10 protein-coding genes are annotated in these 13,746 nt (G+C 68.4%); 4 read left to right on the top strand and 6 right to left on the bottom strand.

The genetic code is table 11. The features are described from left to right. Positions 1-539: tyrosine-type recombinase/integrase (locus VHS75_RS03320; RefSeq protein WP_329637182.1), on the top strand; the 539-nt coding region annotated here is incomplete at its 5' end. Positions 540-555: 16 nt separating this feature from the next. Further along, the gene (locus tag VHS75_RS03325) at positions 556-1,746 is read left to right on the top strand and encodes an IS91 family transposase (RefSeq protein ID WP_329637183.1); all 1,191 of its coding nucleotides are present in this window, start codon (positions 556-558) and stop codon (positions 1,744-1,746) included. A gap of 501 nt (positions 1,747-2,247) precedes the next feature. On the opposite strand, the gene VHS75_RS03330 is transcribed toward VHS75_RS03325, so the two are convergent. From VHS75_RS03330 to VHS75_RS03345, 4 genes are read right to left on the bottom strand one after another with little or no spacing between them, the layout of a single operon-like run. Beyond that, positions 2,248-2,676 carry a hypothetical protein gene (locus VHS75_RS03330; RefSeq protein WP_329637184.1) on the bottom strand — a complete coding sequence of 143 codons (429 nt, stop codon included), beginning with the start codon at positions 2,674-2,676 and terminating at the stop codon, positions 2,248-2,250. 55 nt (positions 2,677-2,731) lie between these two features. Continuing rightward, positions 2,732-4,882 carry a penicillin acylase family protein gene (locus VHS75_RS03335; protein WP_329637185.1) on the bottom strand — a complete coding sequence of 717 codons (2,151 nt, stop codon included), beginning with the start codon at positions 4,880-4,882 and terminating at the stop codon, positions 2,732-2,734. Next, entirely contained in the window at positions 4,879-5,226 is a 348-nt protein-coding gene (locus tag VHS75_RS03340; protein WP_329637186.1) for a RidA family protein, read from the bottom strand. Before VHS75_RS03340 ends, VHS75_RS03335 begins: the two co-directional genes overlap by 4 nt. Before the next feature lie 30 nt (positions 5,227-5,256). After that, on the bottom strand, positions 5,257-6,573 hold the full coding sequence (locus VHS75_RS03345; RefSeq protein ID WP_329637187.1) for a serine hydrolase domain-containing protein: 1,317 nt from the start codon (positions 6,571-6,573) through the stop codon (positions 5,257-5,259). Between the two features lie 320 nt (positions 6,574-6,893). Between VHS75_RS03345 and VHS75_RS03350 the strand changes: the two genes are divergently transcribed. Further along, on the top strand, positions 6,894-8,234 hold the full coding sequence (locus VHS75_RS03350) for an MFS transporter (RefSeq protein ID WP_329637188.1): 1,341 nt from the start codon (positions 6,894-6,896) through the stop codon (positions 8,232-8,234). Between the two features lie 34 nt (positions 8,235-8,268). Further along, complete coding sequence (locus VHS75_RS03355) at positions 8,269-10,182, top strand: S9 family peptidase (protein WP_329637189.1); 1,914 nt, start codon at positions 8,269-8,271, stop codon at positions 10,180-10,182. Positions 10,183-10,195: 13 nt separating this feature from the next. Here VHS75_RS03355 and VHS75_RS03360 read toward each other — a convergent pair whose 3' ends face one another. Next, positions 10,196-11,560 (bottom strand): serine hydrolase domain-containing protein, encoded by a 1,365-nt coding sequence (locus VHS75_RS03360; RefSeq protein ID WP_329637190.1) that lies wholly within the window; start codon positions 11,558-11,560, stop codon positions 10,196-10,198. Positions 11,561-11,676: 116 nt separating this feature from the next. Then, a partial coding sequence (locus VHS75_RS03365) for a TonB-dependent receptor domain-containing protein (RefSeq protein WP_329637191.1) occupies positions 11,677-13,746 on the bottom strand: 2,070 nt, incomplete at its 5' end.

The raw sequence follows: 13,746 nt of genomic DNA on the forward strand, positions 1-13,746 counted from the left end.
CCGAGATCGCCGGCCTCCTGGAGTCAGCGCCAGGGCTCAAGTGGCGCACGGCGCTGAGCGTGGCCTATGGCGCGGGTCTGCGCGCCTCGGAGGTCGTCGGCCTCAAGGTCAGCGACATCGACAGCCAGCGCATGCGGATCCGGGTCGAGCAAGGCAAGGGACGGCGCGACCGCGACGCGCTGCTCTCGCCGCATCTTCTTGGGGTGCTGCGCAACTGGTGGAAGGTCGCCCGTCCACCAGTGTGGCTGTTTCCCAATCGCCTGACACCCTTCGACCCGGTCACCCCGCGCTCGTTGAACCGGGCCTTTCACGATGCGCTCCGGAAGGCCGGGATCAAGAAGGCCGTCTCACTGCACACGCTGCGGCATTGCTTCGCCACCCACCTGCTGGAGCAGGACGTGGACGTCCGCGTGATCCAGGTCCTGCTTGGCCACAAGAAGCTGGAGACCACGGCGGTCTACACCCACGTAGCGGCCAAGACCCTGGACGGGGTCGCCAGTCCGCTGGATCTCCTGCAGCTGAGGCCGCCGCCGGCCTGACGCAGCCGCCAGGCCGGTGCGCCCGGTTCTGGAGGTCGCCGACATCTTCCGCGCCCATGGGCCCGCCTGGCGCCGCGCCCAGGCCGGCCATCTCAGCCTGGGCCAGCTGAAGGTGATGTCGGCGATCGAGGCCTGTCGGACCGCCGAGCTCGGCGGCCACGTGGACCGCTGTGAAGACTGCGATCACCTGCAGATCGCCTATAATTCCTGTCGCAACCGCCACTGCCCGAAGTGCCAGGGGGCGGCGGCGCAGCGATGGCTGGAAGCCCGCGAAGCCGAGCTGTTGCCGATCGCCTACTACCATGTGGTCTTCACCCTGCCGGCGGAGATCGGCGACATCGCCTTCCAGAACAAGGCGGCGGTCTACGACATCCTGTTCAAGGCGGCGTCGGAGACCCTGCTGACCATCGCCGCCGATCCCAAGCACCTGGGCGCGCGCCTCGGCCTGACCGCGGTGCTGCATACGTGGGGATCAGCGCTCACCCACCACCCGCACCTGCACTGCATCGTCCCCGGCGGCGGGCTCTCGCCCGACGGCCAGAGCTGGATCGCCTGTCGCAAAGGATTCTTCCTGCCGGTGCGGGTGCTCTCGCGCCTGTTCCGCCGCCTGTTCCTGGACCGGCTCGCCGCCGCCCACGCCGAGCGGCGTCTGGCCTTCTTCGGCGCGCTCGCGGACCTCGCCGATCGCGCGGCCTTCGCCGCGCGCCTGGCTCCGCTGCGCCGCGCCGAGTGGGTGGTCTACGCCAAGCGCCCCTTCGCAGGGCCGCAGGCCGTACTGGCCTACCTCGCCCGTTACACCCACCGCGTCGCCATTTCCTCCAGCCGCCTGGTCAGCCTCGACGACCGCGGCGTGACCTTCCGCTGGAAGGACTACCGCCAGGACGGCGAGGCTCGGCGCAAGCTGATGACCCTGGCGCCTGGCGAGTTTATCCGCCGCTTCCTCATCCACGTCCTGCCCACCGGATTCCACCGCATCCGGCACTACGGCCTCTTCGCCAACACCGCGCGCGCCGCCAACCTGGCCAAGGGCCGCGCGCTGCTCCCGCCGCCAGCGGCCCCGTCCAGCGACGAGCCCGAGGCCCCCGCAAAGCCTGCGATCGCTTGCCCGTGCTGCGGCGGCCGCATGCGCCTCATCGAGATCTTCGAGCGCGGCGCATCGCCTCGCACCGCACCGACCGGACCGGTCATCGGGATCGACAGCTCATGAGGATCGCAAATCGGCCCATCGCTCACGACCGACCCAGGTGGCCGGCGCCGCGCCGGCGACGCTCCCGGCTGCGCCAAGATCACGCCCAGGACCATCTGACGGCGCGTCGGCGCCACCTCGACCACGTCGGCGCTGCCAGACGACGGGGAAAACCGACCCCTGCGCCCGCTCCATCGGCCTCGAAAGATCGCCGCTGCGGTCACAACGGACCAGTCGCCCAGCTCAAATCCCCATAGCCCCTCGCCGCCATCCCGCGGGTCAGACTTCGGGCTTTCTCAGGCGCCCGCCTGCGGGGTCAGACCCACCGCGGCGCCTGGCGGGCGCCCAAGAAACCTCAACATCGGCGGCCATTGATGCCGTGCCGAAGAGTGGACGTTGAGAGGATGAGCGCGCCCGCAATGCGGCCTTCGCACCCGGTAAGCGAGCCAAAGCTCAATCGCGCGTGAGTCACCCCGTCGTCGACCAACCTCATACTCGTCAAACGACCCTGGTGAGACGCGGTCAGTCATCCAGGCTGATCGTCGGCGCTTCCGCAAGCGCGGCGACAAGTTCGGCGCTGGCAAGATCCGATACGATGTTTCCAAGGGATTTGTAGATCGTGACCTCATGTGCGCTCGTGCGCCCGAGAGCCGCCCCCGAGAGCACCTCGCCGATCTCGGCCAGGACGTGATGCTCGTCGACCAGTCCGGCCAGGATTGCCGACCGCAACTCAGCGCCCTGGTTGAGGACCGAGCTCCGATGGTCTGCGAAGAAGCGTGCACGCGCGACCAGGGCGTCGTCGACTTCCCGCGGGCGCAGGTAGCTCGAGCCGACGAGGTTGAGGTGGGCGCCGTCTGATACGTCCAGATCGTGCAGCAGCGGCTCCACCGACGCCGTGGTCGTGCAGATGATGTCACTGCCTGCGGCCGCCTCCCGGGGTGTCGCCGCCACGGCCGCGGCACAGGCCAGCGACGCCTCAAGGTCTCGCGCCCGATGATCGCGAGACTCATCTGGGTTCGGCGCGGCCGGGTTGGTAGGTCCGCTCCACGTGGCCGGCCAGCTCGTCGGGATGGAAGTAAACTGGCCGCAAGTCGCCACTGGCGAACCGTTCGGCTTGGTCCGCGAAGTGCGGCGAACCAGGGTCTCCGCTCGCACCGCCGGCGCTGAGCGCAAGGGCTCGCACCCGGGGGCCGAATTCGACGACCGCGATGAAGCTGTTGCCGCTCGTTCCGTAGATCTTCGTCGTCCCGGGATGGCGCGCTGCGGCATAGGCGGTCAGCGCGCCCCATTGCGACGCGGCAAACGGCACGGGCCAGCTCGGCTCGGCGTCGTCGAACCGCGGCGTGGCGCGCGCATCGATCCGCTGGAAACGGTTGAGTTCGCCCCAGGCGACGTCGCAACGTCCGAAGTCGCGCAGAAGAGCGCCGACGGCGTCGGCCAGCGCCGTCAGCTTCTGGTCGGCCGAGGTACGCGCGATCCTGTCGACGACGGAGAGACGACCGGGTCGCAGTTCGGGTGCGACGCGCTCCCGCATCGTTTCACCCCACGACACCGCGAGAGTGGTCCCGACCGAGTCTAGAGATGACCGGCAATCCCAATCCCGCAGCGCCGCGATCGGCTCGGCGAGGTTAGCCCTCCTCACGTCGCTCACGGCGAGCACGTCGAACGCCGTCAGCAGATCCGGCAACAGCTTTGCGAAAACGTGCAGATGCGAATCATAAGCTGCATCCCGAAGGCGCTCGAGCGTGAAGCCCTGCCAGGCCTCGAGGATTTCGAGGGCGTGGGCCGTGCGGCAGTTGGCGCCCACTCGATCCATATAGCCGGGATAGTCGCCCCGCCTCGGGCTGTACTGACCCGCCGCCCACCACGGCCCGTCGTTGGCGTTGTAGACCCAGCCGTTCGGGGGATCGATGACCGTCGGCAGCTCGCCGATCGGCGTGTCGCCCCGCCAGTCGGTTGCGGGATCGGCGCCGTCGACGGGACGGGTGCGGTCGAACCGGTCGTCCCGACGGGGCACGAACTGGGGATTGAGGAAGGCGATGGCGCCCTGGTCGTCGGCGAAGATGGTGTTGTTGGTCGAGTTGGCGGCGCGGCGGGAGACCTCGGTGAACGTGGCCAGGTCGTGCGCCTTGGTCCTCAGGAACGCCTGTTCCAGCGCCGCCACGGGTCGGTCCATCAACGCGACGGCGACCCACTTCCCGTCCTCAGCCCGGACGATCGGGCCGTGATGCGTCCGGAAGACGGTGAACGACCGCGCCGCGAGGGTTCCGTCCTGCGCGCGAAACCGAAGCTCGACCGGCGTTGTCCGCACCGGCCGCAACTCGGCCCCGTGGCGATAGAACAGCCGTCCCGCGCGCTCGACAATCGTCTCCTCGAACTCGTCGACGCAATCGGCGCTGGATGTGGCGTGCATCCAGCCCGCGTGGGCATTGAACCCCTGGTAGACGAAGAACTGGCCCCAGGTGACGGCGCCATAGGCGTTGAGGCCTTCGTCACTGCTCATCTGCAATTCGGAGCGAAGGTAGAACGCGGTATGCGGGTTGATCAGCAGCAGCGCGTGCCCGTCCCGGGTCATGGATGGCCCGAGCGCGATCCCGTTGGAGCCTGCGGGCTCCTCGGAACTGCGTCCGGTGGCGGCGGCCACAGACATGCGCTCCGCGTCCAGCCCGCCGTAGAACACCGCCAGGTCGGCGAGCGAGATCTTGGCGAGATCGCCGCCGTTGGCGCCCTCCGTGAAGCTGAGCGCCATCCAGGGTTCGAACCGGCGGATCACGCGCGTGCGCACGTCGGGGCGCGAAAGAAGGAAGTGGTTCAGCCCGTCCGCCCAGGCGCCCATGAGCGCCCGGAGCCACGACGGGGCGGCGGCGTACTTGAGCCGCAGGTCTGCGGGATCGACGAATAGACGCGCCCGAAGATCGCTCCAGATCGCGGTCTCGCCGTCTCCGGCTTCGGCCGTCCGCCCCAGAGCCGTGAGGTAGTTGGTTTCGATACGGCCGAAGTCGTCTTCCGCCTGGGCATAGATCATCCCGAAGACAGCGTCCGCGTCCGTTCGCCCATGGATGTGAGCGATGCCCCAGTCATCGCGCGTGACCGTCACGGCCTCGGCGCGGGCAGCCAGCCGCTCGCGCTCTGCTTGGGGCGCGCCTTTCGTCGTCATGCGGGGCGCGCCGCCACCGCCTCGATCTCGACAAGCGCCCTCGGCGCCACCAGTTCGCACACGACCGTCGAACGCGCCGGGCGGTGCTCGCCGAAAAAGGCGGCATAGGCGGCATCGAAGCCGGTGAAGTCGCCGGCCGCCCGCAGCCAGACCGTCGCCTTGACGACCCGCGAGCGGTCCAGGCCGGCGTCCCGCAGCACCGCGTCCAGGTTCGCCAGCGCCTGGGCGGTCTGGGCTCCGATCTCTGCCCCGACGACCTGCCGCGACGCGTCGTATGGCAGCTGACCGGGCACGAAGACGAGACGCTGGGCCTCGGTCCATTTGGCCAGGTGAGGAAGTGGCATGGCGACGTCGTTCCTATGGGATGGGAGGCGCTAGGGCACCCGGCGGTAGCGCACGGAGACGTTCTCGTTCCGAACACTGAAACCCCGGTGATCCGGGTCGAAGTTGAGGATGAGCGCCCCCGCCGCGAACACGCCCTCTCCTGTCCTCTGAAATCGAAGGCGGGCCGGCGGCGCCCGACCGGGCGGGGTGATCGTCACGTCCAAATCCTCCCCCGCGCGGGTCGCGATCTCATAGACCGCGGTCACAGAGTCGGACACGAAGCGCCCGGCAAAGCCGGGGAGCACGAACCGCTGAGCGTCCGGCGCAGGGAAGTCCGGGGCCACGGCGGCGACGATTCGCGCCGCCAGCGCCAGGGGATCCACATCGCCGCGGTTGCAGAGGAGCGCCAGGCCGACGCCCGTTCCGGGCCGCCAGCCGAACCAAGCCTGGAAGCCCGCGAAATTGCCACCGTGCTGCACCCAGTCGCGGCTGAGCATGAGCCCGCCGGCGTAGCCGAATATGTGCCCGGGCACGGGCAGGATCACCGGCGATCCGTCGGCATAGAGCCCAGGCGCCGTCATCATCTGCGTGACCTCGGGCGTCCAGACCCGATGCCCATGCTCGATGTCGTGGAAGTACCGCTCGAGGTCATCAAGGGTGAACATCATCGCGCCCGCGCCACCGAACATCGGGACCTGTTCGGCGAGCGCGAAACCACCCTCGGCCGGCATGTAGCCTCGCGCCAGATTGACATCCTCGGGGAAGGCCCCGTCCAGGACGAGGCTGCGGCTCATCCCGATCGGATCCAGGATGTGGTCCCGGACGTAGATGGCGAATTCCGTCCCCGTCAGCCGCTCGACGATCGCGGAGAGCAGCAGATAGCCTCCATTTGAATATTCGAATGTCGCGCCGGGCGGGAAGGCGCCGCCCTCATAGTCGAGAAGCATCTGAACGACGTCGGCGCGAACGAGGTCCGAGGGGCGCTGATAGCCGGCGAGCGGCGCCAGCTTGGCGTAGTTCGGCAGGCCCGAGGTGTGATGCAGCAGCATCTCCACCGTGATGTCGGGGCTCCGCGCGGCCAGCTCCGGGAGATAGCGTCTCGCCGGCGCCTCCAGATCGATCTGGCCGGCCAGCACCAGCTGGACGACGGCAAGCGCGGTGAACTGTTTCGCCAGGGATCCCGCGTAGTAGAGGGTGTCTGAGTCCGGCCGTCGGCCCGCCTCGATGTCGGCGAACCCCGAGAATAGGCGCTGGCTCTCGCCGCCGCGGAATATGGCCAAGGCGCAGCCTGGCGCCGCCTCACCCTCGGGGGTGTCGATGATGACTTGGACCCGCTCCAGGTTCGGGGCCGCTTGGGACGCTTGCATCGGCTCGTGGTCTGAATTCGCTGACTGCCGGGAGACCATCGGACTTCGGGGCGGCGAACAAGCGGGAAGTGTTCCATGAGCCATAGGGCTCGGCTATGTGCGCCTGGGACCTTCCGGCCTGCGAATGGGACTGCCGGCGCGCGTGCCGTGGGCGCACAGACCATAGGGCGGGCCTATGGGGCGCACCGTCAATCGCACTACAATCCTGCGCGGGCACGGGCCAGAGTTCCGGTTTGGCGGCGATGTTGAAGAGCGGACCACGAGGCACGGGCATGAGGTCGGGACGGTCCAAGGATCTCGCGCAGCGCGGGTTGGCGTGAATGGTTGATCCCGCCCTCCCCGTCGCCCCCTCCGCCCCTCAGGCCGGCCTGAAGGCCACGACCGGCCCGACGCGTAAGGCCATCCTGGCGGCGACGATCGGCAACGCCCTCGAGTTCTACGACTTCATCACCTACGGCTTCTTCTCGATCCAGGTCGGGCGCGCCTTCTTCCCCGCGCACTCCGAGTACGCCAGCCTGATGCTGTCGCTGGGGCTGTTCGGCGCCGGATTCGTCGCGCGTCCGATCGGTGGGATCGTCATCGGGGCCTACGCCGACCGTGTCGGACGGCGGCCGGCCATGATGCTGAGCTTCGCCCTGATGGGCCTGGCGATCATTGGCCTGGCCTGTATCCCGTCCTACGCGGCCATCGGGATCGCCGCGCCGCTCCTCGCGGTCATCGCCCGTCTGGTGCAGGGCTTCTCGCTCGGGGGAGAGGTCGGACCCACGACGGCCTATCTGATGGAGGCGGCCGACAGCCGGCGGCGGGGCCTGACCGTGTCCTGGCAGGGCGCAAGCCAGGGCTTGGCGGGGACCGTCGCCGCCCTGGTCGGCTTCACCTTGTCGAGCCTGCTGCCACCTGCCGCGCTGGACGCCTATGGCTGGCGGGTCGCGTTCCTGCTGGGCGCGGTCACCCTGCCCTACGGCCTCTGGCTGCGGCGGAACCTGCCGGAGACCCTGCACGCGCCCGAACCGGCCGGAACGGTGACAAAGGCGGACTCTGAAAGCCGGGTCGCATTAGTGGCTGCGAGCCGGCGCGTCCTGTTGCTCGGCCTGCTGGTGATCTCCGCCGGCTCGATCACAAGCTCGGTGTCGAGCTACATGACGACCTTCGCGCAGCACGCCCTGCACATGCGCCCGTCCCTGGCCTTCGCGGGCGGCGTCATCAGCAGCCTGTCCGGTGTGATCGGCTACCTCGGCGGCGGCTGGCTGTCCGACCGGATCGGGCGGCGACCCGTGATGATCGTGCCGGCGCTTGCCCACCTGCTCGTGATGATTCCGGTCTTCTACTGGATCGTCGAAGCCCGCAGCGGCACGGCCCTGCTCGTCGGCGCTGCGATCAACGGCGTACTTGCCGGCAGCGGCGCGAGCGCCTTCTACGCCGCCATGACCGAGAGCCTCCCGAAGCGGATCCGCAGCGGGTCGTTCGCGGCGATCTACGCCATCGCCAACGCCGTCTTCGGCGGGACCACCCAGTTGATCGTCACCTGGCTGACGCATGCGACCGGCAGCACCATGGCGCCGGTCGGCTATATGTTCGGCGCGGCTATGGTCGGCATCGTCGCACGATGGCTGATCGTGGAGAGCGCGCCGGCCAAGGCGCGCCTCGAGTCGTTGGCTTGAGCTTCAGCCAAAGGGCGCAAACGCAGGTTCGATGATGACCGATGTGAGACCCTACGGCGCCTGGGCTTCGCCGATCAGCGCGGCGCGCCTGGCGGAGGGCGCCGTCGCCCTCTCGGACCTGCGGGTCTTCGGCGGCCAGCCCTACTGGCTCGAGACCCGTCCCGCCGAGGGTGGCCGCCTCGTGGTGATGACCGCTGACGCAGCCGGCGTGCGGCAGCTGACGCCGGACGGTTTCAACGCCCGCACGCGCGTGCATGAATACGGCGGCGCGCCCTACGCCGTGGGCCCGGAGGGGCTCTGGTTCAGCAACTACGCTGATCAGCGCCTGTATCTTCAGGCGGGCCTAGAGGCGCCAAAGCCGATGACGCCCGAGGGCTACCGCTACGCGGATGGCGTTCCCGCGCCGGGCGGCGGCCTTCTCGCTGTGCGCGAGGATCACACCGATCCCAAGAACGTCCGCAACACGATCGTCCGTCTTTCGGGCCGCCCCGGCGACGCGGGCCTGGTGCTGTTCTCAGCGAGCGACTTCGTGGCTTATCCGCGCCTCGGTCCGGGAAACCGCCTCGCCTGGATCGCCTGGGATCACCCGGCGATGCCGTGGGACGCGACGCGACTCTATGTGGCGGACTTGACCGATGCGGGGCTCACAAACGTCCGGCAGGTGGCGGGCGGCCCCGGCGTCTCGGTCCTGCAGCCGCAATGGACCGCCGACGGCGCCCTGGTGTGGCTCTCCGACGAGAGCGGCTACTGGAACCTCTATGAGGGTGGAGATGGCCCGGCGCGCGCCCTGCTGCCGCGCGAGGCGGAGTTCGGGGGGCCCCTTTGGACCCTGGGGCGCAGCACCTATGCGGTGATCGGCGACCGGATCGCCGCCACGGCCAAGGACGCCCAGGGCGAGGCCCTGTTGCTTGTCGATCGGCGCACCGGCGCGGTCGAGGCGTTGCCTCTACCGTTCTCGGGGCTCGTTTTCGTCCAGGCTCTGGACGAGGCGCGGATCGTGGCCATCGCGCTCAGCGAGGCCGACACCTCCAAGGTCGCGATCATCGACCTCGCCGCCGGTGGTCATGACGTCCTGCGCCAGCCCGTGGCGCTCGACATCGCGCCGGAGGACATTTCCCGGCCTGAACCCATCACCTTTCCAAGCGCAGGCGGCCGGCCGACCCACGCCCTCTTCTACCCGCCTGCCAGCGGCGCGTTCACCGCGCCGGCGGCCGAGCGTCCACCCTTGATCGTGCAGGCCCACGGCGGTCCGACCGGCGCCGCGTCGGGCGCCTTCAGCCTGGCCATCCAGTACTGGACGACTCGGGGCTTCGCGGTCGTCGACGTCGACTACGGCGGCTCCACCGGTTACGGCCGCGCCTACCGCGAGCGGCTCAACGGCCAATGGGGCGTCGTGGACGTCGAGGACGTGATCGCGGCGGCTGAGCACCTCGCGGACTCGGGCCGGGTCGACCGCAAGCGGATGGTCATCCACGGCGGCAGCGCCGGCGGCTTCACGGTGCTGGCGGCCCTGGCGCGCAGCGACGTCTTCGCCGCGGGCGGCGACTTCTACGGGGTGGCGGACCTCGCGGTCCTCGCGCAGGACACGCACAAGTTCGAGAGCCGTTACATGGACGGGCTGATCGGGCCCTGGCCGGACGCGAAGGCTGTCTACGACGCCCGCTCCCCGATCCATCATCTCGACGGCTTCACAACACCGCTGCTGATCCTCCAGGGCGCCGACGACCCGATCGTGCCGCCAAACCAGGCGCACATGATCCGCGGTGCGCTCGTCTCCCGGGGTACGCCGGTGGCTTGCCTGGTGTTCGAAGGCGAAAGCCACGGCTGGCGAAAGGCCACGACCATCGTCCGCGCCAAGGAGGCGGAGCTGTGGTTCTATGGCAAGGTCTTGGGTTTCGAACCCGCCGACGACATCGCCCCGGTCGAGGTCGCCAACCTCCCGGCCTGAGCCGGCCGGCGACCTACGGAAGGCGGTGGAAGCGCTCGGCGGCGCTGGCGTCGGAGGCGACGAAACCCCGGTGGTCGGGATCGAACGTCAGGGTGATCGGGCCGTTCGTGAAGGCCCCGTCTGCGTTCCGCTCGAACCACGCGCTCGAGGTCCCACCGGTGGGCTTGCTGACCGTCACCTCAAGGTCTGCGCCCGCGGTGCGGATCTCATAGACCGCGCCGGCGGTTTCGGACCCGAACCGCCCCGCCAGGCCCGGCAGCGGGTAGCGCGAGGTATCGAGCACCGGGAGGCTGGGATCGATCGCCGCCATGATCCGGGTGGCCAGCTCGACCGGCCGCACGTCGCCGCGATTGCACAGCATGGCGATGCCGCGGGTCGTGTCGGGCAGCCAGGCGATGACCGCCTGGAAACCCGCGAAGTTCCCGTCGTGCAGGACCCAGTCTTTGCTGAGCATCAGGCCGGAGGCGTAGCCCCAGGTGCTCCCCGGCCGGGGCTGCAGCACCGGCGAGCCGTCGGCGTAGCGCCCGCCTTCCGTCATCCGGCGCGCGACCTCCGGCGTCCAGACCCGATGCGCCGAGACGATATCCTGATGGTACTTCGCCAGGTCGTTGATGGTCAGGAGCATGGCCCCAGCGCCGCCGAACAACGGGAAGTCCTCGTTGACGACAAAGCCGCCGTCCTTGGGCGTGTAGCCGAGCGCGCGGTTGGCGTCGTCCGGCATCACGCCGCGCAGCACCGTGCTGCGGGTCATGCCGATGGGCTTGAGAATGTGGTCCTGGACATAGTCCGCGAAGGGCTGGCCGGAGACGCGCTCCACGATCTCGGAGAGCAGGAGGTAGCCGCCATTCGAATATTCGAAGGTGCTTCCCGGTGGGAAGGCCTCGGCCGGATAGCGGAACAGGAGTTGCATCGTCCCCGGCCGGGTCGAGTCCCGCACATGGTCGTAGCCGGCGAGCGCAAGCATCCGGGCGCTGTTTGGGATTCCCGAGGTGTGGTGCAGCAGCAGGGCCACCGTGATCGGCGTCCGGCGCACCGGCATCTCAGGGATGAATTTTCGCACATCGTCGTCCTCCTGGACGCGACCCGCGACGATGAGCTGGGTGATTGACAGCGCCGTGAACTGCTTCGCCAGCGACCCCGAATAGTACCGCGTGTCGCCGTTCGGCGCCCGCCGGGCGCCGATCTCGGCCGACCCAGCTGACACGAACTGCGTCTGGCCGTCCTTGAAGACGCCGACCGCGCACCCTGGTGCGGCGTCACCCAGAGGGTCGCCGACGATCGCGCGGATTTTGGCGGCGTCCTCGGCCGGACTGGCGAAGGCCTGAACGGGCGCCGCGAGCGCCAGAATCGTTGCGACGAGACGAGCGGTCCGTGACATGGCGCCTCCTGCCCGTGGGAAGAACGTGGCCAAGGTCCAGGGGAGGAATGGACCCTGGCCTTGGCCACGCGCCGGCCGACATCGCCGCGTTTGGGGGGCGGCGGAGTGCGCCGACCTTAGAAGCGCGCCTTCAGGCCGAGCTCGAAGTAACGACCCACGACGTCGTAGAACTGCGGGTTCGGATCGACCGGCGGCGCGAGATCGAAGAGGTTGTTGACGTTGCCGAACACCGTGAAGCCGCCGTGGCCGAGGATCGAGAGCCCTTGGGTGAAGCTCAGATCGACATAGGTCCGGCTGGAGACGCTGTTGTTGGCGATGTCCATGGCGGGGTTGAACGTGCCGCCGCCGACATAGCGCACCCGGACGTCGACGGCCGTTTCGTTGAGGGTGTAGCCCGTGTCCAGGCTGCCCTGCCATTTCGGCGTGCCGAACGAGACGCCTGTGCCCACCGTGCCCGCATACTGGATGCGGGTCACACCATCATTGGTGACCAGGCTGTCGGTGTGGTTGGCCAAGGCGCGGAAACGCAGGTTCCCCTCGCCGCTGCTCCAGAACCGGCTGACCGGTAGGCTGTAGCTGGCCTCGAAGTCTGTGCCACGCGTGGCGTAGTTCGCCAGGTTGATGAAGGTCGACTGGATTTTCGTGATCGTGTTGCCCGCGCCGGCGCGGGTGATCAGCGCGCAGAGCGCAAGGTTGCCATTGAAGCAGCGGGTGGTGATGTCCTGCGCGGAAAGGGTCGTGATCGCCCGGTCGATGTTGATGTCATAGTGATCGACCGAGAGGTCGAGGCCTGGCAGCCACGACGGCGAATAAGTGAAGCCAAGGGTCGTTGTGCTCGATATTTCCGGTAGGAGATTTGCGTTGCCACCGTTGAGTTGGGTGACCAAATACTGCGTCTTGGTGACCGGATCGGAGATGGTGCCGGTCGCCTGGGTGCCGTGCGTGAACAGTTCGGTCAAGCTCGCCGAACGCGTGTCACGTGACCGCACGACCCGGATGCGGAAATCCTCGGTGATGCGATCCGTCAGACCCGCCTTCCAGGCCCAGATGGTGCCGGAATTGCTGTAATCGCTGACCCGCGCCGCGCCGTTGAAATCGACAGCCTCGAAGAACGGCACGTCCTTGATGATCGGCACGACGGTCTCGAAGAACGCCTCCTTCGCCGAGAAGCCTCCGTCGAAACCCTTCGGATTGACCGTCGTGAAGCCGTTGGTGAGCGAGACCGGGTCATCTTCAAGGGTCTTGATCTGCTCGTGCCGGATCTCGATGCCGGTCGCGACGGACACGGGGCCGCCTGGAAGGTTGAACAGGTCCCCGCGCAGGGTGGCGCCGCCGTCGTCCAGCTGCTGCTGGTAGCGCAGGAAGGACGAGCCATTGACATAGTTCTGGGCGGCGGCGGAGACGTTGCCGTAGCCGAAGAGGTTGATCGGCACGCAGTTGGTCGTCGGCACGGTGAGTGCGATCCGACAGATCGGTTGGCCGGTGGTCGGGCTAATAACCGAGTCGACGGCGAGGTTGAAGTTCGCGGTGATCCGCTGGTGGTTGAACACCTCCTGCGTCGTCCGTTCGCCGTGGGTGTAGTAGGCGTCCCACTTCCAGGTCGATCCGAAGTGACCCTGGGCGCCGACGCTCGCCTGCACGTCGCGGCGGTCATAGTCGTAGTCGCGGAATTCGAAGTCGTCGTTGTTCCGTCCGAAGGTGAAGCTGGTCTGGCCGGCCGCGGCCAGTTGCGTCTTGATGGCGGCCGGCAGGAAGGCGTTGTCGTTCTTGATGGTGAGCCCGGTGATGGTGTCTGGGGCGAAGTTGTAGTGGTTGTAGACATCGGTATAGCGAAGGTCGGCGGACAGGGTGATCTTGTCGGTGAGGTCATAGGTCGCGCGGCCGTAGAAGTTGCTGCGCGTGACCGGCACCGTCACGAACGCGAAGGTGTCCGCCGACGGTTGAGTCCCGCCCACGGAGAGGGCCGACCCCACTTGCGTCCCGAAGTTGAAGGCGCTCGTGCTGCCGTCGGGATTGAACGTCAGGCCCTTCAGCGCGCCGGAGGTGATCAGGCCGCCGGAGCTCAGATTGCTGGGCCCCGTGTTGCCGGTGATGATGAAGGCGTGCTGGCCGTTGGTCGGTGTGAAGCCCTGGTTGGCCAGGACCGTCCAACCGCCGACGTTCTTGCGAGAGGTCAGCGGGTAGGC

The sequence above is a fragment of the Phenylobacterium sp. genome (assembly GCF_036264965.1).
In the GTDB taxonomy this organism is placed as follows: Bacteria; Pseudomonadota; Alphaproteobacteria; order Caulobacterales; family Caulobacteraceae; genus Phenylobacterium.

Coding starts and splice junctions, on each gene's coding strand:
- VHS75_RS03335 (WP_329637185.1), bottom strand. CDS start 4,882: ATGACGACGAAAGGCGCGCCCCAAGCAGAGCGCGAGCGGCTGGCTGCC.
- VHS75_RS03340 (WP_329637186.1), bottom strand. CDS start 5,226: ATGCCACTTCCTCACCTGGCCAAATGGACCGAGGCCCAGCGTCTCGTC.
- VHS75_RS03345 (WP_329637187.1), bottom strand. CDS start 6,573: ATGCAAGCGTCCCAAGCGGCCCCGAACCTGGAGCGGGTCCAAGTCATC.
- VHS75_RS03350 (WP_329637188.1), top strand. CDS start 6,894: ATGGTTGATCCCGCCCTCCCCGTCGCCCCCTCCGCCCCTCAGGCCGGC.
- VHS75_RS03355 (WP_329637189.1), top strand. CDS start 8,269: ATGACCGATGTGAGACCCTACGGCGCCTGGGCTTCGCCGATCAGCGCG.
- VHS75_RS03360 (WP_329637190.1), bottom strand. CDS start 11,560: ATGTCACGGACCGCTCGTCTCGTCGCAACGATTCTGGCGCTCGCGGCG.